The following is a 25,919-nucleotide window of genomic DNA, read 5'->3' as shown; positions in this document are numbered from 1 at the left end:
ACTGCCCGGGAGATGACCGATCCGATGAGCGAGCCCGAGCCGACCGAGCCGACCGAGGCCCCCGCCCCGGCCGACCTGAGCGGTGCGACCGCGGCCGACGAGCCGGCCGGCCCCGAGCCGGTCGACCTGTTCGCCCCCCGCACCCCGGTGGACGACCGCTGGTTCGACGACGAGGCCGGACCGATGGTCCGGCTCTTCTCGATGACCAGGGGTCGCGCCCGCCCGGTCGACGACGGCCTGTTCGACCTGATCTCCCTGGTCACCGCCGCCGGGCCGGCCCCCGGCCCCGGCGGCGCCCGACCCGACCTCGCGCTCGACCCGGAACACCACGCGATCCTCGAACTCTGCCGCGACGAGCCGCTCAGCGTCGCCGAGTTGGGGTCCTACACCGACCTCCCGGTGAGCGTGGTCCGGGTCCTGCTCGGCGACCTCCACGACGCCGAGCTGATCAGCGTCACCCGACCCGTCCAGCTCGCCCACCAACCGGACGAGCGCCTGCTGCGAGACGTGATCAATGGCCTCCGTGCACTCTGACGCACCGTCAACTTCCAATGCCCGCAAGGATCCCTGGGGATCCAACGCGGTCAAGATCCTGATCGCCGGCGGCTTCGGCGCGGGCAAGACCACGCTGGTCGGCGCGGTCAGCGAGATCCGCCCGCTGCGCACCGAGGAGTCGCTCAGCGAGATCGGCCGACCGGTCGACGACACCGTCGGCGTGGAGGCCAAGCGCACCACCACCGTCGCGATGGACTTCGGCCGGATCGACCTCAGGCCGGGCCTCGCCCTGTACCTGTTCGGCACCCCCGGGCAGGACCGGTTCTGGTTCGTCTGGGACGAGCTCGCCCGCGGCACGCTCGGCGCGGTCGTCCTCGCCGACACCCGGCGACTCGCCGACTCCTTCCCCTCGGTCGACTACTTCGAGCAGCGCGGCATCCCGTTCATCGTCGCCGTCAACTGCTTCGAGGGCACCGAGGTGTACGCCCCCGACGACGTCCGCGCCGCGCTCGACCTGCCGGCCTCGGTGCCGGTGCTGCTGTGCGACGCGCGGCGGCGCGAGGACGGCAAGGAGCTGCTGATCCGACTGGTCGAGCACGCGGCGGACCGGGCCGGGATCCGGCTGTAGCGGTGCGCGGGAGCGGGTCGCCGTCCGGTGGGGCGGCGGCCCGTTCGTGTTCCCGGTACGCAGTTCGGCCCAGAAGTCAAGGTAGTTCTGCCACCGATATTTCTGGCGTTCCCGGAGGTCACAGCGGTGCTGTCCGCATGGCGGATGTTTTCTGTCTCGTCCTGCGGATAGGGCCCTCCGGTGGGTTGCCTTCCGGGTGTCGGGCGTGGAAGTCTCGTACCCGTGCCCGCCGCCGTCGCGGCCGGGCCGGGACACTCAGGGGGAGGAGCCGCACCATGACCGCGACGGTCCGCATCGCCGCGCTCCCCGTCCTCACCGTCCGCCGGTACCTGGACCACGGCCGGATCTACAGCACCTGCTGTCGCTGACGCGACGCCACCTCCCGCCGCCCGAACCGGGAAGCCGTGGCCCACGCGTCCCCGTCGACCGCACCCGAAGCCGTCGACCCCCTGCCGCGCTCCGGAGAACAGCCGTGCACGCTCGCACCCTTCTCGAACCCTTCTGGCCCTCACGGCGGAACCACCACTTCGACCAGACCTGTCGGCGCGCGACCCGCGCCTCCCGGCCCCGGACCTGACCCACCGTCAACTCCCGTGCGCCGGAAGCGCAGACGACGACCACCCACCGACCGTCACGCGCGAAAGAGCCCTCACATGTCGTACGCCGCCACCGTCACCGCCGCCACCACCACCTCCACCCCGCACCTGCGCGCCGTCCGGGCGCTGCCGGGCCTCGCCCCGGCCGCCCCCGAGCACCGGCGCCCCGCGCCGGCCCGCCAGGCCGCGCCGGCCGTCCCGACCGTCGCCCCGGCTCCCGAGAGCCTGCTGGCCGGTCTCCAGGACGGCGCCGCCGTGGTCGCCGCCCTCCCGCAGTCCGTCCTCCCGCAGGGCCTGCTCGCGCAGCTCGGCGCGGCCAACTCCCCGCTGGTCGGCTACCTGGTGCTGGTCCCCGCGGAGGCCCCGGCCCCCGCCGCGCCGGCCCCCGCGGCCGCCCCGGCCGCCCCGGCCGCGCCCGCCGCCGCCCGGCCGTTCACCCGCCCCGCCGACCACGGCATCTCCGTCGACCTCGACCGCCGCAACGCGTACGTCGACGGCGTGCTGCTCGACCTGACCTACCTCGAGTTCGAGCTGCTCGCCCACCTCACCGAGCACCCGCACCGCGTCCACACCCGCGACCAGCTGGTCCACACCGTCTGGGGCTACGGACACGTCGGCGACGGCCGCACCGTCGACGTGCACGTCGCCCGCCTGCGCCGCAAGCTCGGCGCGGCCTACCGCGACACCATCGTCACCGTCCGCCGGGTCGGCTACAAGTACGCGCCGACCGCGTAGGGACACCCCGCAGCACCCCGCGACGCACCGCAAGGCCGCGACGAAGGCAGTCAGTTGACGCCCCGTCGCGGCCTTGCGGTGCGTTCGCCGCGCCGCCCGGCCCGGTGCCGACCCGCCTAGCGCTGGTCCGGCGGCAGCAGGAGGACGGTCAGGGCCGCCGCGCAGGCCCGGGCGTGGGCCAGGACGCGCGGCAGGGCCTCGTCGGTGAGGTGGGCCGGGGTGGAGCGGACGGCGAGGGCGAAGCGGGCGGTGGCGGTGTGGTCGAGGACGGGGACGGCCAGGGTGCGGACGCCCGTCGCGGACTCGCCGTCGTTGCGGGCGTGGCCGCGTTCGCGGGTCAGCGCGAGTTCGGCGTCCAGCGCGGCCGGGTCGGTGAGGGTGCGGTCGGTGTAGGCGGGCAGCGGCCCGCTCAGCGGCGGCTCGGCGGGGGAGGGCCAGGCCAGCAGCACCTTGCCGAGCGCGGTGGAGTGCAGCGGGCGGCGCAGGCCGAGGCCGGTGGAGGGCCGGACGGAGCCGCCGACCAGGATGACGGCGTGCGGCCCGGAGCGGATCGCCAGGTCGGCGGTGGCGCCGGTGCGCCGGGCCAGCCGGTCGAGTTCGGGGCCGGCCAGGTGCAGGCCGCGCTGGTGGAAGGTGAGTTGGCCGAGTTCGGCGACGGCCGGGCCGAGCCGGTAGCGGGCGGTGCGCTCGTCCTGGTCGAGGAAGCCGGTGGCGACCAGGGTGCGGGCCAGCCGGTGCGCGGTGGAGACGGACAGGCCCATCCGGCGGGCGAGTTCGGAGGCGCTGAGGTCGGGTCCGTTGTCGTGGAAGCAGTGCAGCAGGCCGAGCGCCCGGTGGACCGCCTGCGCGCCGCTCGGCGGGGCGGGGAGGGTTCCAGGGCCTGACATCGCACCTCTTCGGGGTCGGGCCGCGGGCCGGGGTACGGCCCGCGAAGGGTCAACTTCCGTGGTTTTTCCAGGATATGGGAGTGATCACTGCGGCAGTGTGTCCGCAGTGTTGCGGCTGCCCGGCCTTCCGTGAACAGGTGATCCCATCATCTGGCAAGGCTTGATTCCACCCCCGGCCGGATGGAACGCTCAGTGCATCAGCCGGTTCGAGCAGGAGGGAGTCCACCGTGAAGACGCACCGGTGCCACTCCTCCTGTTGTCGCTGACCACCTCGCGAACCCCCTTCTCCCGCGCGGCCGTTCCCATGATGCGGAACGACGCCCGCGCGCCTCCTGCCGAACTCCGGAGCCCCGCCATGAGCACGCCCCCCGCCGCGCCGCCGTACCCCGACACCCTCTGGTTCACCCGCTGCCCGGTGCCGACCGCGACCGGCATCGCCGCCGACCGGGGCTGGCTGGCCGAGGAGTTCGCCGCCGAGGGCATCGCGGTGCGCTCGCTGCAGGACGTCCCGCCGGAGGTCGCCGCCGACCACCACTACACCCACGCACTGACCGGGCTCTTCCGCGAGGGCGGCAACGTCCCGGCGCTGTGGGCCCGTTCGCGCGGCGAGCGGACCAGGCTGATCGGCCTGACCTGGATCGAGGAGCGCCAGGCGGTCCTGGTCCGGGCCGGCAGCGGCATCACCTCCGCCGGACAGCTGCGCGGCCTACGGCTCGCGGTGCCCCGGCACCCGATCGCGATCGACTTCTGGCGGGCGATGGCGCTGGCCGGCCACCACGGCGCCCTGGCTTCGGCCGGACTCACCCCGGGCGACGCCCGGTTGGTCGACGTCGAGGCCGCGCCCGGCGGCGGCCAGTGGGAGGCCGAACTGGCCGCCCTGGCCGAGGGCCGGGTGGACGCCGTGTACGTCAAGGGGGCGCTCGCCGTGGAGGCCGCGCGCCGCCACGGGGCGGTACCCGCCGTGGAGTTGGACGCGCTGGCGGACCGCCGCCACCGGGTGAACAACGGCACCCCCCGCCCGATCACCGTGCACCAGCAACTGCTCGACGAACAGCCCGAGTTGGTGGCCCGCTTCCTGGCGGTGCTGCTGCGGGCCGCCGACTGGGCGGCCGACCGGCCGGCGGACGTCGCCCGGATCCTCGGCGCCGAGACCGGAGCCGGCCCGGAGGGCGTCGCGGGCGCCTACGCCGCCGGCAGCCACCGGACCCTGCACCCCGACCTCTCGGCGGAGCGCCTCGACCTGCTCGCCCAGCAGGAGGAGTTCCTGCACGCCCACGGCTTCCTCGCCGACCGGGTCGACGTCCGGGCCTGGGCCGACCCCGCCCCGCTGGCCGCCGCCCGCGCCCTGCTCGCCGCCCGCTCCTGACACCTTTCCGACGCCCCCTCCTGACAACCCCCTCCTGACGCCCCCTTGTTGGAGAACCCCATGCGCACCACCGTCCGCCGCCCGCTGCTCGCCGCCACCGCGCTGACCGCCGTCGCCGCGCTCGCCCTGACCGCCTGCGGCTCCTCCGCGAAGGACGCCGCGGCCTCCGCCGACGGCAAGGGCGGCGCCGAGGTGGTGCTGCGGGTGCCCGACCCCGGCAACTCCGGCTTCCTCGCCAAGGGCAAGAAGGACGGCTCGCTGGACAAGGCGCTGGCCGCCGCCCACGCCAAGGTGGTGTGGACCGGCAGCGCCGGCCCGTTCGCCCCGGCCGCGCAGGCCCTGAACGCCGACCAGCTGGACGTCGCCCAGGGCTCGATCACCTCGGCCGTCGCCGCGCTCGCCCAGAAGCCCGGCTTCAAGCTGTTCGCGCAGACCGAGCCGGACGCGGCCGGCGAGGGCATCCTGGTGAAGAACGGCTCGCCGATCAAGGAGGTCAAGGACCTGGTCGGGAAGAAGGTCGCCGTCTCGCAGGGCGGCACCTCCGAGTACCTGCTGCTCAAGGCACTGGAGAAGAACGGCATCCCGGCCGACAAGGTCGAGCGGGTCTACCTGCGGGCCGACCAGACCTCCGGGGTGTTCAACTCCGGCCAGGTCGACGCCTGGGCGACCTGGGGCACCTTCTCGATCCCCACCATCGCCAACGCGAACGCGCACTTCCTGGCCGACGGCAAGGCCGTCGGCAGCGACAACTACGCGGTGTGGGCCGTGCGTTCGGCCTTCGCCGAGAAGCACCCCGAGGTGGTCGGGGCGTTCTACGGCTACCTGCACGAGAACGGCGCCAAGGAGAAGGCCGACCCGGCCGCCTACCTCAACGTGTTCACCGACGCCGGCCCGACCGCCGTCACCCCCGCCGAGAAGGAGATCGCCGTCGACTTCGGCAAGCAGCGCGCCGTCGAATCGCCGATCACCGAGGCCGACGCCGCCCGGTTCGCCGTGGTCGCCAAGTTCTACGCCGACCAGGGCGTCACCAAGTCCCTGGTCGACGTCAAGCCCTACCTGATCGACGTCAACTCCCTCGCCGGGAGCGGAAAGTGACCGCCAGTACCGAACAGGCCCGGGCCGCGGGGCTGGTCGCCCCGCGGGCCCGCGCCACCGCCACCCGGCCGCGCGGCGTCTCGGCGGCCCTGCGCACCCTGGGCCCGCTCGCCCTGATCGCCGCCTGGCAGATCTCCTCCGCGACCGGCGCGCTCACCCCCGACGTGCTCGCCTCGCCCGGCCAGGTCCTGGAGGCCGTCCAGGAGCTGTGGGGCAACGGGCAGCTGTCCGACGCGCTCGCCACCTCGCTGACCCGGGCCGCCCTCGGCCTGCTGTTCGGCGCCGGCACCGGCCTGGTGCTCGGCGTGGTCACCGGCTTCTTCCGGCTCGGCGAGGAACTGCTCGACTCGGCGATCCAAGTCCTGCGCACCGTCCCCTTCCTGGCGCTGGTGCCGCTGTTCATGGTCTGGTTCGGCATCACCGAGACCGCGAAGATCGCGCTGATCGGCGTCGCCACCTCCTTCCCGATGTACGTCTCCGCGTCCGGCGGCGTCCGCAACACCGACCGCAAACTCGTCGAGGCGATGCGCAGCTTCGGCCTCTCCCGCTGGGCGATCGTCCGCGAGGTGGTGCTCCCCGGCGCGCTGCCCGCGCTGCTGTCCGGGCTGCGGCTGTCGATGACGCTCAGCGTGATCGCGCTGATCGCCGCCGAGGAGATCAACTCCACCGAGGGGATCGGCTACCTGATGGCCCAGGCACAGAACTTCTCGCGCACCGACGTGCTCGCCGTCTGCATCCTGATCTACGGCCTGCTCGGCCTCGCCGCCGACGGCGCGGTCCGGGTCCTGGAGCGCGTCCTGATGCCCTGGCGGCCCGCCGGCGGACGACCGGGGGCCGGACGATGAGCGCCACCACCGCCACGGCCACCCCCGCCGTCCACCTCCGGGGCCTGCGGCGGGTGTTCGGCACCCGCGCCGTCCTGGACGGCGTCGACCTGGACATCGCCCGCGGCGAGTTCCTCGCCCTGCTCGGCGCCTCCGGCACCGGCAAGACCACCCTGCTGCGGATCCTCGGCGCGCTCGACCGCGCCGACGAGGGCACCGTGCTCGTCCCGCCCTCGCGCACCGTGGTCTTCCAGGAACCCCGGCTGATCCCGTCCAAGCGCGTCCTCGGCAACGTCACCGTCGGCCTGCCGCGCGGCGCCGCCACCAAGGAGACCGGCCGCCGCGCCCTCGCCGAGGTCGGCCTCGCCGACCACGCCGACGCCTGGCCCGGCACCCTCTCCGGCGGCGAGGCCCAGCGCGCCGCCCTCGCCCGGGCCCTCGTCCGGGAACCCGAACTGCTCCTGCTCGACGAGCCGTTCGCCGCCCTGGACGCCCTCACCCGGCTGCGCATGCAGGACCTGGTCGGCGAACTGTGCCGCAAGCACCGGCCCGCCGTCCTGCTGGTCACCCACGACGTGGACGAGGCGATCCGGCTCGCCGACCGGGTGGCCGTACTGCGCGACGGCGCGCTCGTCCGCGACGAGACCGTCACCGTCGAACGCCCCAGGGACGCCGCCGACCCCGACTTCGCGGCGCTGCGCCGCCGCCTGCTCGCCGACCTCGGCGTGCACCAGGACACCGCACCACAGCACGTCAACTAGCCAGCCCCGCAAGAGAAGAGACCGCCATGACCATCACCGTCGGTGTGCACCGCTCCAACCCCTCGCTCTACCACCTGGCCCGACTCGACTACCTCCAGGAGGAGTTGGCCCCGCTCGGCGAGAGCGCCGAGTTCCACCACTACACGGACGGCACCAAGACCGGCCCCTACCTGGCCGACGGCACCATCGACTTCGGCGGCACCGGCTCCACCCCGCCGATCACCGCGCAGGCCGCCGGACACGACATCGTCTACACCGCCGTCTCCGCGCCCCGCCCCGACCACGGCGCGCTGCTGGTCGCCGCCGACGGCCCGGTGCGCTCGGTCGCCGACCTCAAGGGCGCCACCGTGGTGCTCGGCATCGGCTCCTGGCAGACCCACCTGCTCGCCAAGGCCCTGGACCAGCACGGACTCTCCTACCGCGACGACATCACCGCCGAGCGCCCGGCCGGCGACGAGGCCGAGCGGCTGGCCGACGGCCGGATCGCCGGCTGGATCGCCCAGGGCGCCGAACTCGCCGCCGCCCGCCGCACCGGGGCGTTCCGCGAACTGATCCGCACCGGCGACGTCATCACCGACCGCTCGGTGTTCTTCGCCCGCCGCGAACTCGCCGTCCAGCGGCCCGAGGTGGTCGCCGCCATCGTCACCGCCCTCCAGCGTGCCGACCACTGGGCCGCCGCCCACCCCGCCGAGGCCGCCGCGATCGCCGCCGAGGACCAGGGCGGCGAGGCCGCCGACTGGCAGGCCGCGCTCACCGCCCTGCCCTGGCGGCTGGAGCCCGCCACCGCCGCGTTCGTCGCCGAGCAGCAGGAGGCCGCCGACATCTTCCACCGGGTCGGCTTCATCGACCGCGCCGTCACCGTCGCCGACATCCACCTGCCCGAGCTGGAGCAGCCCGTCGCCGACGCCGTCTCCCGCGCCGCCAAGGGAGCCTGAGCAGCATGGCCACCGAAGTCCTCTGGTACCTGATCCCCCGCGAGGGCCACTACCCGTGGGAGCCCGAAGGCCGCCGCCCGGTCGACCTCGGCTACCTCCAGCACCTCGCCGCCACCGTCGAACGCCTCGGCTACACCGGTGCGCTGCTCGCCACCGACCAGTACGACGTGTGGACGCTCGGCTCCGCCCTGGCCGCCGCCACCGGCCCCGGCTTCCAGCCGCTGCTCGCCGTCCACCCCGGCCTGGTCTCGCCCACCCTGCTGGCCAAGATGGCGCTCTCCTTCGAGCACCTGCACGGCCCCGGCCGGCTCCGCTTCAACGTGGTCAACGGCTCCACCAACCAGCTGCGCGAGTACGGCCTGCACGTCGAGCACGACGACCGCTACCGGCTCTCCGCCGAGTACTGGAGCCTGGTCAAGCGCCTCACCAGCGGCGAAGTCTTCGACCACGAAGGCGAGTTCTACCAGCTGAAGAACGCCGGCGGCTCGCTCCGCGACCTCCCGCCGCTGCGCGAGGGACACATCCCGCTCTGGTTCGGCGGCTCCTCCCCGGCCGGCATCGAGGTCGCCGCCGAACACGTCGACGTCTACCTCACCTGGGGCGAGCCCCCGCACCTGCTCAAGGAGAAGCTGGAACGGGTCCGCGAACGCGCCGCCGCCCACGGCCGCACCCTGCGGCTCGGCCTGCGCCTGCACCTGATCGTCCGCGACACCGAGGAACAGGCCTGGGCCGCCGCCGACCGCCTGCTCGACGTCACCAGTCAGGACACCTACGCCCGCCAGCTCGGCGGCCGGGCCGAGGAGGACGGCGTCGGCTGGCAGCGCCAGTTCCGCCAGCACGGCGGCCGGGTCCCGGCCCACGCCCGCGAGCTGGAGACCCACCCCAACCTGTGGCCCGGCATGAGCCTGTTCCGCCCCGGCCCCGGCACCGCCGTGGTCGGCTCCACCGACCAGGTCGTCGAACGGCTGCGCGAGTACCAGGAGTTGGGCGTCGACACCTTCATCCTCTCCGGCAACCCGCTGCTGGAGGAGGCCTACCGGGTCGCCGAGACCGTCCTGCCCAAGCTGCACCCCTGAGCCCCGGCGCTCTCCGAAGCGAACGGGCGGGCGGCCGAACTCTCCCCGGCCGCCCGCCCGTTCAGCACCGCACGGGCTACCTGCTGATCCGGTCGATCTCCGCCAGCTCCTCGGCGGTCAGCGGACCGGCCGCCAGCGCGTCCAGGTTCTGGTCCAGCTGCTTCACGCTCGACGCGCCGATGATCACCGACACCACCCGCTCGTCCCGCAGCACCCAGGACAGCGCCAGCTGCGCCAGGCTCTGCCCGCGGCCCTCCGCGACCTTCGCCAGCGCCCGCAGCTGCTCCAGCTTCGCCCCGGTCAGCGACTCCTCCTTCAGGAAGTGGCCCACCGACATCCGCGACCCGGCCGGCACGTCACCCGACAGGTAGCGGTCGGTCAACAGCCCCTGCGCCAGCGGCGAGTAGGCGATCAGCGCGGTCTGCGTCTCGCCCACCGCGTCCAGCAGCCCCTGCTCCGGCTCCCGGTTCAGGATCGAGTAGCTCGCCTGGTTCAGCAGGCACGGCGTGCCCAGCTCGCGCAGGATCGCCACCGCCTCCCGGTGCTGCTCCGCCGGGTAGTTGGAGATCGCCGCGTACAGCGCCCGACCCGAGCGCACCGCCGTGTCCAGCGCCCCCATCGTCTCCTCCAGCGGGGTGGTCGGGTCCCACCGGTGCGAGTAGAAGACGTCGACGTAGTCCAGGTCCATCCGCTCCAGCGACTGGTCCAGGCTCGCCAGCAGGTACTTGCGGCTGCCGCCGTCCCCGTACGGGCCCGGCCACATGTCCCAGCCCGCCTTCGAGGCGATGAACAGCTCGTCCCGGAACGGACGGAAGTCCTGCGCGAACAGGTAACCGAAGTTGCGCTCCGCACTGCCGTACGGCGGACCGTAGTTGTTCGCCAGGTCGAAGTGCGTCACCCCCCGGTCGAAGGCCCGGCGCAGCACCGCGCGCTGCACGTCCAGCGGCTGGGTGTCGCCGAAGTTGTGCCACAGGCCGAGCGAGACGGCGGGCAGCTGCACACCGCTGCGCCCGGCGCGGCGGAAGGTCATCGAGGCGTAGCGGTCGTCCGCGGGGAGGAAGCTCATGGTCAGCATCCTGCCAGGTGAGGGCCCCCGACGGGACCAACGTCCCTGCCCGTGGACACCCGCCCCGACGTACCCTGGCCGAGCGGAGCAACGCGCCACCGACCGTGACGGCGCGTGACAGCACGAGGAGGGCGGCGCCGTGGCACAGCCGGACACCACCGGACCGGACATCACCAGCCGGGCCGACCTCGAACACGTCCTCCGGCTCTTCTACCGCGCCGCCTTCGCCGACCCGCTGATCGGCCCGCACTTCACCGAGATCGCCCGCCTCGACCTGGAGGCCCACCTCCCCCGGATCACCGACTTCTGGGAGAGCGCCCTGCTGCGCACCGCCTCCTACCGCGGCAACGCGCTCGCCCCGCACGCCGCGCTGCACGCCACCGCCCCGCTCACCGCCGCCCACTTCGGCCGCTGGGTCCAGCTCTGGCGCGCCACCCTCGACGGCCGCCACAGCGGCCCCGTCACCGAACGCGCCAAGGCCCAGGCGCAGCGCATCGCCGTCGCCATGCTGCGCCGCCTCGGCGGGCCCGACACCGGCGGCGGCAGCGGCGGCTTCGTCCCGCTCGCCGCCGTCCGCCTGGCCTCCGGCAGCGCCGCGGGCTGAGCGCCGCCCGGCGCGGTTCACGCGATCCGCGCGATTCACGCGATCAGCCGAACCTGTTTCCCGGGAATGCACGGCGGCGGGAATTCCCTCGCCCCTTCCCGGCCGAAGGCCGTCGGCGGCGGAGTCCGGTGCGGCCGCCGACGGTTCGCGCACGGGGCCGGGTGGGGGCACGGGTGGGTCACTGGCCCCAGGTCACGTCGTCCACGTGGACCGACGGCGGGGTGGTGTGCAGCGGGGGCACGGTGACGGACGCCTGCGGGCCGTCGGCCCGGACGGTGGCGCCGAGCGGGGAGGAGTGCGCCGGTGCGGCCAGGCCGACGAGGGCCGAGAGGCCGGCGACGAGCAGCGCGACGGACGTGGTTCGGGACATACGGGTGGCGTTCACGGAATTCTCTCCCCCGAGAAATGGATTCTGCTGCGGCACTTTCCGGGTTGTCCCGGCGTTTCCAGTGCGGTCGGCTTTCGTTTTCCCCGGCGTGTTCCCCGGTGTTCTCTCCCTGCCGACACCTCTACTCTGGCGCGTCCGGCGGGGGCACGGAAGTCCGACGGGGTGGACGGAAGTGGTCCTGGCACAAGCCGTCCACTCGTCCCACCCGTCATACGAGTCCCAGCAGTCACATCTGTCACATCAGGCTCACCGGCCCCAGCAGGGCACCGGGTCAGGAGGCGCGAGTGGGCGGACGGGCTCCCCGCCGGGGTCGTCACGACCCGCCGGGCGGTCGCGGCCGCCCTCGAACGTCACGACCAGGCCCCGTCGAGGACGGAGCCAGCCCGAACGGGCTGATCCCGCTCACCGGCAACGAGATCCGGCGGCTGTCCACGGCCGTGACGGCAGAAGATCCCCAGCAACCGCTGGAGCGTTAGGCGGCAGCCGAGGCGTCACGGTAGAGCACGGTGCGGAAGATCCCGGAGAGGGTGGCACCCACCAGCAGCGCGCAGATCAGCAGCAGGGCGGCGACCAGTCCGCCCGCGAGGGCGGGCCCCACGTCGTTCGACTCCACCCCGAGCATGAAGGCCACGAATCCGATGACCACCGAGAGGACCACGGGCAGCGCGATCCACAGCGAGCCGTACACCTGCCGGGAGAAGGTCTCGCGCAACATCCGCGCCGACCGGCGGGTGCCCTCCACCACCCCGAGGCCATCGATCATCATGGCCGGCAGCGCCAGGTAGGTGGCAACGGTCCATCCGGCGCTGAACAGTTCGTCCATGATCCAGCCGGCGACCGGGATCCGCTCCAACTGCCGGACGAGCAGCAGAACCGTCGTGTTGAGCAGGCTCCACACCAGCAGCCGTCGCCAGTGCCGCACGGCCCGCCGACAGCTCGCGCCGATCCGGGCGGGCTCTCCCCGCAGCACGTCATCGACCGCGCAGATCATGGCCGCACTGCAGAGGGTGAGGACGAACCCCAGCAGGAGATAGCCGACGACCAGGAGGAGCACGTCCAAGGCGGACGGCGACGGCTCCGCCCAGGCCCGAAGAAACGCCGGCACCATCACGCCACCGGATATGAGCGCCAGCGCGGCACCGCTCAGCAGGGGGAACACCAGCAGACGGCGGTTGTTCCGGAGCAGCCCGAAGGACACGCGAACAGGCTGCACGGTACTCACGACAACTTCCCCCAGGGACGGTCACGCCACGCCGACCCGCCACAGGCTACGGCAGGCGGCATGACCGCTCACCACCGAGTCGTCGCCGCCACTGGTCACGGGAGTACCGGTGCTCCGACCGGGATGACTGCCCGGGGCGTCAGTCGGGCGGTCGGAAACCGGCCACCGCAGCCCGAAATGGCACGCCCGCCCGACGGCCACGCACTAGGGTGCGCACATGTCCGAATCCTCGACCAAGGACTTCTACGACGAACTGGCCCGCGACTACCACCTGATCTTCCGGGACTGGGACGCGAGCATGGCCCATCAGGCCCAGGTACTGGACGGGCTCCTGCACGCGCGTCTGGGGCCGGGACCGCACAGGATCCTGGACTGCTCGTGCGGGATCGGGACCCAGGCGATCGGACTGGCCTCGGGACGGCACGAGGTCATCGGCAGCGACCTGAGCCCCCTCGCGGCCGCCCGAGCCGCAGCCGAGGCGGCGGCCCGTGGCGTCCGCCTGCCGACAACCGCCGCGGACATGCGCCGACTGCCCTTCAGGTCGTCGGTCTTCGACGTCGTCCTGTGCGCCGACAATTCACTCCCGCACCTGCTGTCCGCGCAGGACCTCCGGGCGGCGCTCATCGGCATGCGCCGCGTGCTCCGGGACGACGGACTGCTGGTGGTCACCCTCCGGGACTACGACGAGGCCCGCCTGGCCAAGCCCGAAGCGACACCACCCCAGGTCTCCGAGACCCCCGACGGCCCGGTGATCAACTTCCAGCTCTGGCACTGGCACGAGGACGGCGAACGCTACGACCTCGAACACTTCCAACTCACCCCGGCACAGGACACCTGGAATGTGCGAGTCCGCCGCACCACCTACTGGGCACTGACCCGCCGGCAGCTGACGGAGTCCGTCACCGAAGCCGGCTTCACCGGCCTCACCTGGCACACCCCGGCCTCCAGCGGGTACTACCAGCCCGTACTCACCGCCCGGCGCGCTTCGTCCCCGTAGGGGACCGGGCACGCACCCGGCGCACCCGGTCCGGTTCGCGGCGGCCGCCCCGGCCGGTCACCCTGGGGAGCGGATCCCGTGCGGGGAGTGAACACCCCGCGCTTGGAAGCCACTTGGAACGCAGGTCGGCGACGCCTGCCGGACGGCATCGCATAGGCTCGGCCCCACGATGGTGCGGATCACTGTGCTCGGGACGCTGACGGCGCACGTGGCGGGGGCCGCCACCCGGTTGGGAGGCCCGCGCCAGCGCGGCGTGCTCGCCCAACTCCTGGTCGCGCGCGGGACGGCCGTCCCCGCCGACCGGCTGATCGACGACCTCTGGGACGGCCGCCCGCCCGCCAAGGCCGCCACCTCCCTCCAGGCGTACGTCTCCAACCTGCGCCGCCTGCTCGAACCCGCCCGCGGCCCCCGGCAGGAGGCCCGCCTGCTGGTCAGCGAGGCCGGCGGCTACGCGCTGCGCGGCGTCCGCACCGACGCGCAGGACTTCGAGGAGCTGCTCGACGGCCCCGCCCCGGACGCCGACGACGCCGAGCGGCTGCGCCGGGCGCTCGCGCTCTGGCAGGGCCCGGCCTACCACGAGTTCGCCGACCGCCCCTGGGCCGTCCCCGAGATCACCCGGCTGGAGGAGCTGCGCACCACCGCCCGCGAATCCGCCGTCGAAGCCGACCTCGTCGCCGGCCGCACCCGCCCCGCCGCGCAGGCCGCCGCCGCCCTCGTCGACGACCACCCCCTGCGCGAAGAGGCCTGGCGCCTGCTCGCCCTCACCCTCTGGCACGCCGGCCGCCAGGCCGAGGCGCTCGCCGCGATCCGCCGCGCCCGCGACTACTTCGCCACCGAACTCGGCCTCGACCCGGGCCCCCTGCTCACCGCCGTCGAATCCGCGATCCTGCACCAGCGCACCGAAGACCTGGCCCCCGGGCCCCGGCCCGCCGGGCCTGCGGCGGAAGACGCCGGAGCGGACCGGCCCGGTGCGCCCAGCAGCCCGTCCGCCCCCGCACCCGCACCCGTCCCCGCACCCGCACCCGTCCCCGCCCCCGCGCCCGCGCCCGACGCCGCGCGGGCCCTCGCGCCGTCCGGTGCCCTCGCCGTGCGCGGCGGGGCCGGTGGCGGGCGCGCGCAGGTGTTCGTCGGGCGGGAGGGGGAGGTGGCGGCGCTGCTGGGGGCGGCCGGGCGGGCCCGGGGCGGGGTGGGGTTCGCGCTGGTGGGCGGGGAGGCCGGGGCCGGGAAGTCGACCCTGCTGGGACGGGTGCGGGAGCGCCTGGAGGCGGACGGCTGGCGGGTGGTGACCGGCCGGTGTCCGGAGAGCGCGGGCGCCCCCGCCGCCTGGGCGTGGACGGAGGTGCTGCGCGAACTCGCCTGGCACGAGCCGGCCACCGCGTCCGACCCGCTGCTCGCCCCGCTGCTCGCCGACCCGAACCCGAGCGGACGGCAGGACGCCCGCTCGGGCCGGTTCCGCCTGCACCGGGCCGTCGTCGCCAGGCTGCACGACGCGGCCCGCACCGCACCGCTCGCCGTGCTGCTGGACGACCTGCACGCCGCTGATCCGGAAACCCGGGAAATCCTGGGCGAGTTGGCCGCAGACCAACCCCTGGAGGGCCCGGGCGGCGGCCTGCTGGTGGTGGCCGCGCTGCGTCCCGGCGAGGGCGAACTCGCCGACGTCCTGGCCAGGTTGGCCCGGCGATCGCCGGTCCGGGTGCCGCTCGGCGGCCTCGCCGAGCCGGACGCGGGCCGGCTGATCGAGGCGGTGTGCGCGGCGCCGGTCCGCCCGGAGACCGTCCGGGCGCTGGCCGAACGCACCGGCGGCAACCCGTTCTACCTCGCCGAGAGTGCCCAACTCCTGGCCCTGGAAGGCGACTCCACCGCGCTGCGGCAAGTCCCGCAGGGCGTCCGGGACGTGCTGCGCCGCCGCTTCGAGCGGCTGCCCGCGCCCGCCGTCGACCTGCTGCGGCTGGCCGCCGTCGCGGGCCGGGAGAGCGACGTCGACCTGCTGCTGCGGGCCGGCGAGCAGGACGAGGAGGCCGCGACCGAGGCGGTCGAGGCGGCCGTCGCGGGCGGCCTGCTGCTCGAACCCCGGCCCGGCACCGTCCGGTTCGCCCACGTGCTGGTCCGCGACACCCTGTACGCCGACCTCGGCGGCCTGCGCCGGGCCCGCCTGCACGGCCGGATCGGACACGCCCTGCACGACCTGCGTCCCGGTGAACTCGCCGCGCTGGCCCACCACTTCACCGAGGCCGCGACCGCCGGGACGGCCGCCCTCGCGGTCGACCACTGCGTCCGCGCCGCCGAGGCCGCCGAACGGCGCTACGCCCACCCCAGCGCCGTCAACCTGTTCCGGCAGGCCGTCGACAACCTGGAGCGCGCCGCCGAACGGCCCGGCGAGGACCGGGCCGCCCGCCGGATCGAGCTGCTCGGCGCGCTGCTGCGGGCCCAGGTCCGGGCCGGGCAGGTCACCGCCGCGACCGAGACCAAGGCGCGCGCGCTCCGACTCGCCCGGGAGAGCGGCCGGGAGGACCTGCTGATCGCCGCCTGGACGGCCTGGACCGAACCCACCCCGTGGGTCACCCACCCGTACGGCGCCTTCGACCGGGAGGCCGTCGAGCAGCTCGACCGGCTGCTGCGCCGCACCGACCTGCCGCCCGCCACCCGCTGCCGGCTGCTCGACGCGCTCACCCAGGAACTCGACTGCGCGGGCTCCCCGGAGGCGATCACCGCCGGCCGGGAGGCCGTCGCGATCGCCCGCGGCGAAGGCGACCCGCGGCTGCTCTGCCTCGCCCTCGCCGCCCAGGCCCGCGCCTGCGACCACGAGTTGGCCCCCGAGGAGCGGGCCGGACTCGCCGCCGAACTCGCCGCGCTGGCCACCGAGCACGACCTGCCCGCCTACCGCTGGCACGCCGAGCACCTCGCCGCCACCGCCGCCGCCGTGCACGGCGACCTGCCCGCGCTGCGCCGCCACATGGCCGCCGCCGAGGAGATCGCGCACCGCTACGGGCTGGTCGAGTTCGTCGACGTGGTGCTGTTCCAGCGCGGCATGCTGGAACTCGCCGCCGACCGGGTCGAGGACGCCGTCGCCCTCTACGAGCGGGCCCTGACCGGCCTGCGCGAGCGCGGCTCGCTGCACGCGGGCGGCCTGGGCGCGCTGATCCGGATCGTGATCGCGCACCGGCAGGGCCGGCTCGCCGACACCCTGCCGCTGATCGAGGAGCACCGCGACCAGTACGGTCCGCTGGTCGCCGACGTCACCGCGCTCGCCCTGCTCGCCGCCGGCCACGGCCCCGAGGCGGCCCGCCGGGCCCGCGGCACGGGCGGCGCCGTCCAGGCCGACTACTTCCGCTCGCTGTTCCTGCAACTGCGCGCCGACCTGGTCATCGCCCTGGACGAACGCGCGGAGGCCGCCGAACTCCTCGACGAGATGCGCCCGTTGGCCCACCTGGTGGCGGGCGCCGCCTCCACCTCGATCGCGATCCGCCCGATCGCCCTCACCCTCGCCGAACTCGCCGTCCACCTGGGCCGCACCGCCGAGGCCGCCGAGCACTACCGCCGGGCCGCCGAGGTCGCCCACCGCTGGGAGGCCCCCGGCTGGGCCGCCGAGGCCGCCGCCGGCCTCCGGGCCCTGGAACGCTAGCCGACTCCGGAACCAGGCCCCGGAACCAGGCTCCGGAACCAGGCCCCGAAGGGCTGCCGAGAGTCCGCCAAGTGGCCTCCAAGCGGCGTCTCCCACACTGGGGTTCGACACCGCATCGACCGCTGCACGGAAGGCTCCTGCAATGTCCACACTCCTCGGCCGCCTCGGCGGGGCCGCGGCGGCCCGGCCCTGGCGCACCGTCGCGGCCTGGGCGCTGCTGATCGTCGCGGTCCTGGGCCTGGCCCAGGCGTTCGGCGGCGAACCGCACGACGACTACCGCGTTCCCGGCACCCGTTCCACCGCGGGCATGGACCTGCTGAACGCGCGCTTCCCGGACAGTTCCGGCACCAGCGCCCGGGTGGTGGTCCACGACCGGGGCGGCCGCGCGCTGCCCGCCGAGCCGCTGGAGGCGCTGCGCGGGCGGCTCGCCGCGCTGCCGCACGCGCTGTCGGTCAGCGAGCCGATACCGTCCCGGGCCGGTGACACCGCGCTGCTGACGGTCGGCTACGACGCGAAGATCACCGACTTCAAGGGCTCGGCCGGCCTGGACGCGCTGCGCGGGGCGGCCCGGGCCACCACCGACGCCGGGTACCAGGTCGAGTTCGGCGGCGAGCTGCCGGAGAACTTCAGCGCCCCGAACGGGACGGCCGAGGCGATCGGCATGGCCGCCGCCCTGGTGATCCTGGTGGTCGCGCTCGGCACGGTGACCGCGGCGGGCCTGCCGCTGCTGGTCGCACTGGCCGGCCTGGGCACCGGCATCGGGCTGATCACCCTGCTGTCGGCGCTGACCGACATCAGCGACGTCGCGCCCACCGTGGCGTCCATGGTCGGCCTCGGCGTCGGCATCGACTACGCGCTGCTGCTGGTCTCCCGGCACGTCGAGGGGCTGCGCCGGGGCCTGGACGCCCGCTCCGCCGCCGCCGAGGCGAACGCCACCGCGGGCTCCTCCGTGGTGGTGGCCGGATCGACGGTGCTGGTCTCGCTGTTCGGCCTCAAGCTGGCCGGCCTGTCGGTCTACGCCTCCTTCGGCTACGCGACCTTCGCCACCGTCGGCGCGGTCATGGCGGCCTCGCTGACCCTGGTGCCCGCGCTCGCCGCGCTGGCCGGCCCGCGCCTGCTGCGCCGCGCCGAACGCCGGGGGCCCGCCGCCGGGGCCGCCCCGGCGGTGACGGCCCCGGCCGGCGGCCCGACCCGGACCGAGCGCTGGGCCGGCATGATCGGCCGCCGCCCGGTCGCGGCCGCCGTCCTCTCGCTGGCGGTGCTGCTCGGCCTGGCCGCCCCGGTGCTCGGCATGCGGACCTGGCCGCAGGACGCCGGCAGCCAGGCGTCCGGCAACACCACCCGCAAGGCGTACGACCTGGTCGCCGACGCGTACGGCCCCGGCGCGAACGGGCCGCTGCTGCTCGCGGTCGACCTCGGCCGGCTGCCGGAGGGCGAACTGCCCGCGCTGGCGGCTAGGTTGGCGGCCGATCCGGAGGTGGCCGCGGTCCAGCCGGCCCGGGTCAACGCGGCCCGGGACGCCGCCGTGATCAGCGTCCAGCCCAAGACCGGCCCGCAGGACGAGGCCACCGCGAAGCTGCTGGAGCGGCTGCGCGACCACGAGCTCCCGGCGGGCGTCGAGGTGACCGGCCAGGTCGCGGCGTTCGCCGACATCTCCGACCGGCTCGCGCAGCGGCTGTGGGTGGTGGTCCCGTTCGTGGTCGCGCTGTCGCTGATCCTGCTGACCGTGCTGTTCCGGGCGCCGGTGATCGCGGTCAAGGCCGCCGCGATGAACCTGCTCTCGGTGGCCGCCGCGTACGGCGTGATGACGGCGGTCTTCCAGCACGACGCCGGGGCGAGGCTGCTCGGCCTGCCGCACGCGGTGCCGGTCTCCAGCTGGGTGCCGATCCTGATGTTCACCGTCCTGTTCGGCCTGTCGATGGACTACGAGGTGTTCCTGCTGGCCCGGGTCCGCGAGGACTGGCTGGCCACCGGCGACGCGCGCGGCAGCGTGGTGCGCGGCCTGTCCGCCACCGGACGGGTGATCAGCAGCGCCGCCGCGATCATGGTGGCGGTCTTCACCGGCTTCGCGATCGACCCCGACATCACCGTCAAGATGATCGGCGTCGGCATGGCCGCGGCCGTCCTGGTCGACGCCACCGTGGTCCGGATGGTCCTCGTCCCCGCCACCATGACCCTGCTCGGCCGCCTCAACTGGTGGCTGCCCCGCTGGCTCGACCGCCTGCTGCCCGAGCTGGCCGTCGAACCCGCCGCGCCCGCCGGGCCCCCGTCCCGCACCCCCGCCGAGCGGTCGGAGCCGGCGATCGGGGTCTGACCCGCGCCGCCCCCGCCCCGCGGGCCCCGCCGTACGCACGGCGGGGCCCGCGGGCGTACGGGTGGAACGGGTGGGCGAGCCGCCGGACGGGCTGGTCGCGGCGGCGCGGGAGCGGCTCGCCGAAGCAGGATGATCATGACGGCGTGTTAAATCGGACATAACGTAACAGTTCGGATCTAATACGCTTATGAGTCTCCTGCGTGAGAACGCCGTTCTCGCCCTCTTCTTCTGCCTGGGTCTGGGCTACCTGGTCGGAAAACTACGCGTCGGACCGATCCAACTGGGCGGCATCTGCGGCGTCCTGATCGTCTCCATGCTGGTCGGAGCCCAGAACGTCTCGGTCAACGCCGACGTCAAGAACGTGGCGTTCGCCCTGTTCATCTTCTCGCTCGGCTACATCGCCGGCCCGCAGTTCTTCGCCAACATGAACGCCAAGGGCCTGCGCTTCGGCGTGCTCTCCGTGATGGAGGCCGTCGTCGTCGTGCTGATGGCGCTCGGCATCGCCGAGGCCTTCGACCTGGACGTCGGCACCGCCGCCGGCATCCTGGCCGGCGCCGCCACCGAGTCCGCCGCCGTCGGCACCGCGCAGGACGCGATCGCCAAACTCCCCGGCATCACCGCCGACCAGACCACCCAGCTGCAGGCGCACGTCGCCACCGCCTACTCGGTCTGCTACCTGTTCGGCCTGATCAGCATCGTCCTGCTGACCAGCCAGCTCTTCCCGATGCTGATGCGGATCAACCTGGCCGACGCCTCCCGCAAGGTCTGGGAGAAGATGCGCGGCGAAGGCGGCGAACTGGAACCCGGCGAGGCCCCCTCGCTGCCCGCCCTGGTCGGCCGCACCTACCTGGTCTCGCAGGGCGAGGGCACCCGGATCAGCCAGCTCCAGGAACGCTCCGGACAGCTCGTCACCGTCGAGGCGGTCAGCCGCGGCGGCAAGAAGCTCACCGTCGACGACGACCCCGTGCTGCGCCGCGGCGACCAGGTGCTGGTGGTCGGCCGGCGCGCCGCCGTGCTCGACGCCGGACACGAACTCGGCCCCGAGACCAGCGGCGTCCCCGGCCTGGACAGCCCGATGGCGGTCCGCGAGATCGTGGTCACCAACAAGGCGGTCGCCGGGCACACCCTCAACGCCATCCGCGACCAGGACCACGACGCCACCGGCGGCGTCTTCCTCACCGACATCCAGCGCGTCGACCACCACCTGCCCGCCGTCGGCGAGACCGAGGTCCACCGCGGCGACACCCTCACCGTGGTCGGCGCCCGCTCCCGGGTCGAGAAGTTCGCCGCCAAGGTCGGCGCCACCGTCCGCTCGGACACCGTCGACTACGTCTACATGTCGCTCGGCATCTGCCTCGGCGTCCTGCTCGGCAAGGTCAACGTCCACTTCGGCGAGATCAACCTGACCCTCGGCACCGGCGGCGGCTGCCTGATCGCCGGCCTGGTCTTCGGCTGGTTCCGCTCGCTGCGCCCCACCTTCGGCGCCTACCCGCCGGTCGCCGCGCAGACCATGAAGGACCTCGGCCTGGCCATGTTCATCGCCGTCACCGGCATGGCCGCCGGCCCCGACGCCGGGCCGCTGCTCAAGCAGTACCCCGTCCTGCTGCCGGTCTCCGGCATCCTGATGGTGGTCGTCCCCGCCTTCCTCGGCCTGTTCATCGGACGCCGCCTCCTCAAGATCGAACCGCCGATCCTGGTCGGCGCGATCGCCGGGCAGCAGTGCTCCACCCCCGCGATCACCGCCGTCGGCAACGTCGCGCAGAGCAGCGTCCCGATGCTCGGCTACACCATCACCTACACCATCTCCAACTTCCTGCTGCCGCTGACCGGACCGCTACTGGTCGGCCTGGTCGGCCTGAACGGAGGGTGACACCGGATGGACTGGATCACCGACCACGTCTTCAAGCCCTATCCCGAACTGCTGATCTTCCTGACCATCGCGATCGGCTTCCTCGTCGGCCGCCTGCACTGGAAGGCCATCGGCCTGGGCGCCGTCACCGGCTGCCTGATCGCCGGCCTGTTCACCGGCTGGGTGACCGAGGTCGAGGTCAACGGCACCGTCAAGTCGGTGTTCTTCATCATGTTCCTGTTCGCCCTCGGCTACAAGGTCGGCCCGCAGTTCTTCCGCGGCCTCAAGAAGGACGGGCTGCCGCAGGTCGCGGTCACCGCCGCGGTCTGCGTCAGCGGCCTGGCCATCTGCTGGGGCTTCGCCGAAATGCTCGGCTACGGACCGGGGCTGGGCGCCGGACTGCTCGGCGGCGCGCTCACCCAGTCCGCCGTCATCGGCGTCGCCCAGGACGCCATCGCCGGCCTGCCCGGCCTCAGCGCCGACCAGATCACCGCCCAGCAGAACCTCGTCCCGATCGGGTACGCCGTCACCTACCCGCTCGGCACCATCCTGTGCGCGATCCTGCTGGCCAACATCGCCCCCCGCTTCCTGCACAGCGACCTCGCCGCCGACTCCCGCGAGCTCGCCGCCGAACTCGACGCCCCCGCCGACGACCCCGACCTCGCCGAGGGCTACTACGAGGTCGTGCTGCGCGCCTACACCGCCGTCAACGGCCCGATCGGCTCCACCATCGAGCAGTTCGAACAGCGCGAGCAGGCCGCCGGCCGCCGGATCTACCTCACCCGGGTCCGCCGCGACGGGACGATCCTCGACCACGACCAGCAGACCGTCATCGAACGCGGCGACGTGCTCGCCGTCAGCGCGCTCCGCCACGACCTGGTCGAACTCGACCCGGTCAGCGCCATCGGCCCGGAGAGCGACGACGTCGAACTGCTCGGCTACCAGACCGAGCACCTGCACGTCGTCGCCTCCGAGAAGGCCCAGCTCGGCAAGACCATCGCCGACCTGCGGCGCGAGCCGTTCATGGTCGGCGTGTTCGTCGACAAGGTCTACCGCTCCGGCGCCGAGTTCCCCTACCGGCTCACCACCCAGGTCGAACGCGGCGACACCCTGCTGCTCTCCGGCCCGCAGCGGCTGGTCGAACCGGCCGCCAGGGCGATCGGCAAACCCGTGCCGACCAGCTTCGCCACCGACATGACCTGGGTCGGCCTCGGCATCTTCCTCGGCGGCTGCATCGGCATCCCCGCGCTCACCCTGGGCGGCGTGCCGATCAGCCTCTCCACCTCCGGCGGCGCGCTCATCATGGGCCTGGTCTTCGGCTGGATCCGCGGCAAGTACCCCACCTACGGCAACGTGCCGCCCGGCGCCCAGTGGTTCATGGACACCCTCGGCCTGTGCGCGTTCGTCGCCATCGTCGGCATCAACGCCGGACCGAGCTTCACCAGCGGCCTCTCCCAAGCCGGTTGGGGCCTCCTGCTGTGGGGCGCCGTCGCCACCGTCGCCCCGCTGGTGGTCGGCCTGCTGATCGGCCACTTCGTGTTCAGGATGCGCCCGCCGATCCTGATGGGCGTGGTCGCCGGCGCGCAGACCACCACCGCCGCGATCGGCGCGATCAACGAAGCCTCCCGCAGCCAGATCCCCACCCTCGGCTACACCATCCCGTACGCCGCGGGCAACGTCCTGCTGACCATCTGGGGCGCCATCATCGTCGCCCTGCTCGGATGACCTCCCGCCGTCCCCCGTCTTCCCCGTCGTCCCCGTCGAAGGAACACGCACCATGAGCAAGCCGTCGATCAGCCGCGAGGAGATCCAGCGCCTCTCCCGGCTCAGCCCGTTCGAACTCAAGGGCGAGTTCATCAGGCTCGCCGAGCAGTACCAGGCCGACCAGCCCGGGCAGAAGGGCAAGACCACCGCCCACATGCTCAACGCCGGCCGCGGCAACCCCAACTGGGTGTGCACCGGCCCGCGCGAGGCGATGCTCGCCCTCGGCCACTTCGCGCTCGGCGAGTCCCGCCGGGTCTGGACCGCCGACAACCTCGGCGGCATGCCCGAGCAGGACGGCATCGCCGGACGCTACGACCACTTCGCCCGCTCCCACCCCGAACTGCCCGGCATCGACCTGCTCTCCGCCTGCGTCAGCCTCGCCGTCGACCGCTTCGACCTCGACCGTGACGCCTTCCTGCACGAACTCGCGGACGCCGCGATCGGCGACAACTACCCCGTCCCCGACCGGATGCTGCCCGGCGCCGAACAGGTCGTCATCGGCTACCTGCACGACGAACTGATGGACCGCCGGCCCCCCGAGGGCGACCTCGACCTGTTCGCCACCGAAGGCGGCACCGCCGCCATGTGCTACATCTTCGACTCCCTGATGAAGAACGGGATCCTGCACAAGGGCGACAAGATCGCCCTGATGGTGCCGGTCTTCACCCCCTACATCGAGATCCCCGAACTCGACACCTACGAGTTCGACGTCGTCACGGTCGAAGCCTCCTCCTTCGCCGAGGCCGGCGTCCGCGAATGGCGCTACCCCACCGAGGAGGTCGCCAAGCTCGCCGACCCCGCCGTCAAACTCGTCTGCCTGGTCAACCCCAGCAACCCGCCCTCGCTCGCGCTCTCCCAGCGGGTCACCGACCAGATCAAGTCCATCGTCGCCACCGACAACCCGGGCCTGATCATCGTCACCGACGACGTCTACGGCACCTTCGTCGACCACTTCCGCAGCATCGCCGCCGAGCTGCCCCGCAACACCCTGCTCGTCTACTCCTACTCCAAGCACTACGGCTGCACCGGCCACCGCCTCGGCGTCATCGGCCTCCAGCGCGACAACGTCATCGACGACGCCCTCGCCGCCCTCCCGCAGGCCGACAAGGACCGCCTCGCCAAGCGCTACGGCAGCCTCAGCCTCGACCCCGGCAGCATCCGCTTCATCGACCGCCTGGTCGCCGACTCCCGCCAGGTCGCCCTCAACCACACCGCCGGACTCTCCCTCCCGCAGCAGGCCCAGCTCACCCTGTTCTCGCTCTTCGCGCTGCTCCCCGAGGGCAAGGCCTACAAGGCCAAGGTGCAGGCCATCGTCCAGCAGCGCCTCGGCCTGCTGCTCGAAGGCTCCGGCATGAAGATCTCCGAGGACCCGCAGCGGGCCGGCTACTACATCGAACTCGACCTGCTCGCCGAGGCCGAACGCACCTCCGGGCCCGGGTTCGCCGCCTTCCTGCAGAAGAACTACGAACCCACCGAACCGCTCTTCCGCCTCGCCGAACAGACCGGCGTCGTCCTGCTCAACGGCGGCGGCTTCGACGGCCCGCAGTGGTCGGTCCGGGTCTCGCTCGCCAACCTCGACGACCTCGACTACCTCAAGATCGGCCACCACCTGAAGGCCATCCTCGACGACTACCGCACCGAGTGGCGCGCCGCCGGCGGCAACTGACCGCCGCCCCCCCGCCTGTCGGTGCCCGTCCGGGAACGCCCCGGGCGGGCACCGGCGCGTCCGGGCGGGGGCCGCCCCTGGTTGTCCGGGCCGGGATGGGCGGCGCATGCTGGAGGGGAGCGGCCGGGGCGACCCGGGGCCGAGGAGTGTGCCATGGAGATCAGGGCGGCCAACGGAGTGGTGGCGGGGGTCGACGGGTCGGAGCCCGCCGCCGAGGCGGCGGAGTGGGCCGCCCGGGAGGCGGAGTGGCGGGGGACGGGGCTGCACCTGGTGCACGCCGTCAACACCGGGACGGTGACGCTCTCGCCGCGCACCGGGGCCGGCGTCACCGACCTGATCCTGCGGGAGGCCGCGGAGCTGCTGGAGGGCGTCCAGTCGAGACTCGCGGCCGCCCACCCGGGACTGCGGATCACCGGCGACGTCGTCCCGCGCGACGCCGGGGAGGCCGTGCTGACCGCCGCCGAACACGCCTCGCTCGCCGTCCTCGGGACGCGCGGCCACGGCGGGTTCGCCTCGCTGCTGCTCGGCTCGGTCAGCCTGCGGGTCGCCGCGCACGCCGACTGCCCGGTGGTGGTGGTCCGCGCCGCCGGTCACCCGGACGGGCCGGTGCTGGTCGCCGTCCACGACGAACGGGACGCCGCCGCGCTGCGGTTCGGCTGCGCGACCGCCGCCCGCCGGGGCCTGCCGGTGCGGGCCGTGCACACCTGGTCGCCGGTGGTGGCCGACGTCGGGCGGATGGCGCCGATGGTCGACGAACTCGGCGAGGAGTCCCGGCTGCACGAGCAGCTGCTGCGCCGCACCTGCGACCCGGTGCGCGAGGACTACCCGGACGTCGAGGTGGAGAGCCACCAGCTGACCGGGGGCACCGCCGCGACCCTGGTCGAGGAGTCCCGCACCGCCGCCCTGCTGGTGGCCTCCCGGCACGAGCCCGCGCCGCGCTTCGGCCTGCGGCTGTCGACGCCCGTGCACGCCGTCCTGCACCACGCGCACTGCCCGGTGGCCGTCGTCCCGGTGTGACCGTCGGGCCGG

At 73.8% G+C, this 25,919-nt stretch carries 21 protein-coding genes; 17 read left to right on the top strand and 4 right to left on the bottom strand.

Annotated features, from left to right (window positions below; all coding sequences use genetic code 11):
- Positions 1-24 precede the first annotated feature (24 nt).
- The 3 genes from ACZ3J7_RS00395 to ACZ3J7_RS00385 all read left to right on the top strand — a co-directional run bounded on the left by ACZ3J7_RS00395 (position 25) and on the right by ACZ3J7_RS00385 (position 2,454).
- Positions 25-534 (top strand): DUF742 domain-containing protein, encoded by a 510-nt coding sequence (locus ACZ3J7_RS00395; protein ID WP_465615263.1) that lies wholly within the window; start codon positions 25-27, stop codon positions 532-534.
- On the top strand, positions 515-1,123 hold the full coding sequence (locus ACZ3J7_RS00390) for a GTP-binding protein (RefSeq protein WP_465615261.1): 609 nt from the start codon (positions 515-517) through the stop codon (positions 1,121-1,123). Before ACZ3J7_RS00395 ends, ACZ3J7_RS00390 begins: the two co-directional genes overlap by 20 nt.
- Before the next feature lie 653 nt (positions 1,124-1,776).
- The gene (locus ACZ3J7_RS00385; RefSeq protein WP_465615259.1) at positions 1,777-2,454 is read left to right on the top strand and encodes a winged helix-turn-helix domain-containing protein; all 678 of its coding nucleotides are present in this window, start codon (positions 1,777-1,779) and stop codon (positions 2,452-2,454) included.
- Positions 2,455-2,570: 116 nt separating this feature from the next.
- Here ACZ3J7_RS00385 and ACZ3J7_RS00380 read toward each other — a convergent pair whose 3' ends face one another.
- Positions 2,571-3,341: an IclR family transcriptional regulator gene (locus ACZ3J7_RS00380; RefSeq protein WP_465615257.1), complete on the bottom strand. Its 771-nt coding sequence runs from the start codon at positions 3,339-3,341 to the stop codon at positions 2,571-2,573.
- Positions 3,342-3,696: 355 nt separating this feature from the next.
- Here ACZ3J7_RS00380 and ACZ3J7_RS00375 point away from each other — a divergent pair, with 355 nt between their 5' ends.
- Genes ACZ3J7_RS00375 through ACZ3J7_RS00350 form a run of 6 tightly spaced genes read left to right on the top strand, consistent with a single transcriptional unit; the run spans position 3,697 to position 9,398 of the window.
- Positions 3,697-4,707, top strand: coding sequence for an ABC transporter substrate-binding protein (locus tag ACZ3J7_RS00375; protein ID WP_465615255.1), 1,011 nt, complete (start codon positions 3,697-3,699; stop codon positions 4,705-4,707).
- 60 nt (positions 4,708-4,767) lie between these two features.
- Positions 4,768-5,802 carry an NrtA/SsuA/CpmA family ABC transporter substrate-binding protein gene (locus ACZ3J7_RS00370; protein ID WP_465615253.1) on the top strand — a complete coding sequence of 345 codons (1,035 nt, stop codon included), beginning with the start codon at positions 4,768-4,770 and terminating at the stop codon, positions 5,800-5,802.
- The gene (locus tag ACZ3J7_RS00365; RefSeq protein WP_465615250.1) at positions 5,799-6,647 is read left to right on the top strand and encodes an ABC transporter permease; all 849 of its coding nucleotides are present in this window, start codon (positions 5,799-5,801) and stop codon (positions 6,645-6,647) included. The genes ACZ3J7_RS00370 and ACZ3J7_RS00365 overlap by 4 nt, the downstream gene beginning before the upstream one ends.
- Positions 6,644-7,387 carry an ABC transporter ATP-binding protein gene (locus tag ACZ3J7_RS00360; RefSeq protein WP_465615248.1) on the top strand — a complete coding sequence of 248 codons (744 nt, stop codon included), beginning with the start codon at positions 6,644-6,646 and terminating at the stop codon, positions 7,385-7,387. The genes ACZ3J7_RS00365 and ACZ3J7_RS00360 overlap by 4 nt, the downstream gene beginning before the upstream one ends.
- Before the next feature lie 26 nt (positions 7,388-7,413).
- Entirely contained in the window at positions 7,414-8,322 is a 909-nt protein-coding gene (locus ACZ3J7_RS00355) for an ABC transporter substrate-binding protein (protein WP_465615246.1), read from the top strand.
- A 5-nt stretch (positions 8,323-8,327) separates the two neighbouring features.
- Entirely contained in the window at positions 8,328-9,398 is a 1,071-nt protein-coding gene (locus ACZ3J7_RS00350; RefSeq protein ID WP_465615244.1) for an LLM class flavin-dependent oxidoreductase, read from the top strand.
- A 76-nt stretch (positions 9,399-9,474) separates the two neighbouring features.
- Here the strand turns inward: ACZ3J7_RS00350 and ACZ3J7_RS00345 are convergent, their stop codons facing one another.
- On the bottom strand, positions 9,475-10,464 hold the full coding sequence (locus ACZ3J7_RS00345) for an aldo/keto reductase (RefSeq protein WP_465615242.1): 990 nt from the start codon (positions 10,462-10,464) through the stop codon (positions 9,475-9,477).
- 139 nt (positions 10,465-10,603) lie between these two features.
- Here ACZ3J7_RS00345 and ACZ3J7_RS00340 point away from each other — a divergent pair, with 139 nt between their 5' ends.
- Complete coding sequence (locus ACZ3J7_RS00340; protein ID WP_465615240.1) at positions 10,604-11,068, top strand: group III truncated hemoglobin; 465 nt, start codon at positions 10,604-10,606, stop codon at positions 11,066-11,068.
- Positions 11,069-11,246: 178 nt separating this feature from the next.
- Here the strand turns inward: ACZ3J7_RS00340 and ACZ3J7_RS00335 are convergent, their stop codons facing one another.
- Positions 11,247-11,453, bottom strand: a complete 207-nt coding sequence (locus ACZ3J7_RS00335) for a hypothetical protein (RefSeq protein WP_465615238.1) — start codon at positions 11,451-11,453, stop codon at positions 11,247-11,249.
- A 475-nt stretch (positions 11,454-11,928) separates the two neighbouring features.
- Positions 11,929-12,678 (bottom strand): DUF6159 family protein, encoded by a 750-nt coding sequence (locus ACZ3J7_RS00330; protein WP_465615236.1) that lies wholly within the window; start codon positions 12,676-12,678, stop codon positions 11,929-11,931.
- Positions 12,679-12,895: 217 nt separating this feature from the next.
- On the opposite strand from ACZ3J7_RS00330, the gene ACZ3J7_RS00325 reads away from it, so the two are divergent.
- From ACZ3J7_RS00325 to ACZ3J7_RS00295, 7 genes are all read left to right on the top strand, one after another.
- Positions 12,896-13,675 (top strand): class I SAM-dependent methyltransferase, encoded by a 780-nt coding sequence (locus tag ACZ3J7_RS00325; protein ID WP_465615234.1) that lies wholly within the window; start codon positions 12,896-12,898, stop codon positions 13,673-13,675.
- Between the two features lie 169 nt (positions 13,676-13,844).
- Positions 13,845-17,297 carry a BTAD domain-containing putative transcriptional regulator gene (locus ACZ3J7_RS00320; RefSeq protein ID WP_465615232.1) on the top strand — a complete coding sequence of 1,151 codons (3,453 nt, stop codon included), beginning with the start codon at positions 13,845-13,847 and terminating at the stop codon, positions 17,295-17,297.
- A 142-nt stretch (positions 17,298-17,439) separates the two neighbouring features.
- Positions 17,440-19,611, top strand: coding sequence for an MMPL family transporter (locus tag ACZ3J7_RS00315; RefSeq protein ID WP_465615230.1), 2,172 nt, complete (start codon positions 17,440-17,442; stop codon positions 19,609-19,611).
- A gap of 187 nt (positions 19,612-19,798) precedes the next feature.
- Positions 19,799-21,481 (top strand): aspartate-alanine antiporter, encoded by a 1,683-nt coding sequence (gene aspT, locus ACZ3J7_RS00310; RefSeq protein ID WP_465615228.1) that lies wholly within the window; start codon positions 19,799-19,801, stop codon positions 21,479-21,481.
- Positions 21,482-21,487: 6 nt separating this feature from the next.
- Complete coding sequence (gene aspT, locus ACZ3J7_RS00305; protein ID WP_465615226.1) at positions 21,488-23,185, top strand: aspartate-alanine antiporter; 1,698 nt, start codon at positions 21,488-21,490, stop codon at positions 23,183-23,185.
- A 52-nt stretch (positions 23,186-23,237) separates the two neighbouring features.
- Complete coding sequence (locus ACZ3J7_RS00300; protein ID WP_465615224.1) at positions 23,238-24,890, top strand: bifunctional aspartate transaminase/aspartate 4-decarboxylase; 1,653 nt, start codon at positions 23,238-23,240, stop codon at positions 24,888-24,890.
- 153 nt (positions 24,891-25,043) lie between these two features.
- Positions 25,044-25,907 (top strand): universal stress protein, encoded by an 864-nt coding sequence (locus ACZ3J7_RS00295; RefSeq protein WP_465615222.1) that lies wholly within the window; start codon positions 25,044-25,046, stop codon positions 25,905-25,907.
- Positions 25,908-25,919: the final 12 nt, after the last annotated feature.

The organism is Kitasatospora sp. NPDC015121 (genome assembly GCF_055562955.1).
The sequence above is the reverse complement of the archived record's forward strand: the minus strand, read 5'-3'. Positions and strand labels throughout refer to the sequence as shown.

What these genes read in the sequence shown, in the direction of transcription:
- ACZ3J7_RS00395 (WP_465615263.1), top strand. Translation starts at nt 25, where the DNA reads ATGAGCGAGCCCGAGCCGACCGAGCCGACCGAGGCCCCCGCCCCGGCC.
- ACZ3J7_RS00390 (WP_465615261.1), top strand. Translation starts at nt 515, where the DNA reads ATGGCCTCCGTGCACTCTGACGCACCGTCAACTTCCAATGCCCGCAAG.
- ACZ3J7_RS00385 (WP_465615259.1), top strand. Translation starts at nt 1,777, where the DNA reads ATGTCGTACGCCGCCACCGTCACCGCCGCCACCACCACCTCCACCCCG.
- ACZ3J7_RS00380 (WP_465615257.1), bottom strand. Translation starts at nt 3,341, where the DNA reads ATGTCAGGCCCTGGAACCCTCCCCGCCCCGCCGAGCGGCGCGCAGGCG.
- ACZ3J7_RS00375 (WP_465615255.1), top strand. Translation starts at nt 3,697, where the DNA reads ATGAGCACGCCCCCCGCCGCGCCGCCGTACCCCGACACCCTCTGGTTC.
- ACZ3J7_RS00370 (WP_465615253.1), top strand. Translation starts at nt 4,768, where the DNA reads ATGCGCACCACCGTCCGCCGCCCGCTGCTCGCCGCCACCGCGCTGACC.
- ACZ3J7_RS00360 (WP_465615248.1), top strand. Translation starts at nt 6,644, where the DNA reads ATGAGCGCCACCACCGCCACGGCCACCCCCGCCGTCCACCTCCGGGGC.
- ACZ3J7_RS00355 (WP_465615246.1), top strand. Translation starts at nt 7,414, where the DNA reads ATGACCATCACCGTCGGTGTGCACCGCTCCAACCCCTCGCTCTACCAC.
- ACZ3J7_RS00350 (WP_465615244.1), top strand. Translation starts at nt 8,328, where the DNA reads ATGGCCACCGAAGTCCTCTGGTACCTGATCCCCCGCGAGGGCCACTAC.
- ACZ3J7_RS00345 (WP_465615242.1), bottom strand. Translation starts at nt 10,464, where the DNA reads ATGAGCTTCCTCCCCGCGGACGACCGCTACGCCTCGATGACCTTCCGC.
- ACZ3J7_RS00325 (WP_465615234.1), top strand. Translation starts at nt 12,896, where the DNA reads ATGTCCGAATCCTCGACCAAGGACTTCTACGACGAACTGGCCCGCGAC.
- ACZ3J7_RS00320 (WP_465615232.1), top strand. Translation starts at nt 13,845, where the DNA reads ATGGTGCGGATCACTGTGCTCGGGACGCTGACGGCGCACGTGGCGGGG.
- ACZ3J7_RS00315 (WP_465615230.1), top strand. Translation starts at nt 17,440, where the DNA reads ATGTCCACACTCCTCGGCCGCCTCGGCGGGGCCGCGGCGGCCCGGCCC.
- aspT (WP_465615228.1), top strand. Translation starts at nt 19,799, where the DNA reads ATGAGTCTCCTGCGTGAGAACGCCGTTCTCGCCCTCTTCTTCTGCCTG.
- aspT (WP_465615226.1), top strand. Translation starts at nt 21,488, where the DNA reads ATGGACTGGATCACCGACCACGTCTTCAAGCCCTATCCCGAACTGCTG.
- ACZ3J7_RS00300 (WP_465615224.1), top strand. Translation starts at nt 23,238, where the DNA reads ATGAGCAAGCCGTCGATCAGCCGCGAGGAGATCCAGCGCCTCTCCCGG.
- ACZ3J7_RS00295 (WP_465615222.1), top strand. Translation starts at nt 25,044, where the DNA reads ATGGAGATCAGGGCGGCCAACGGAGTGGTGGCGGGGGTCGACGGGTCG.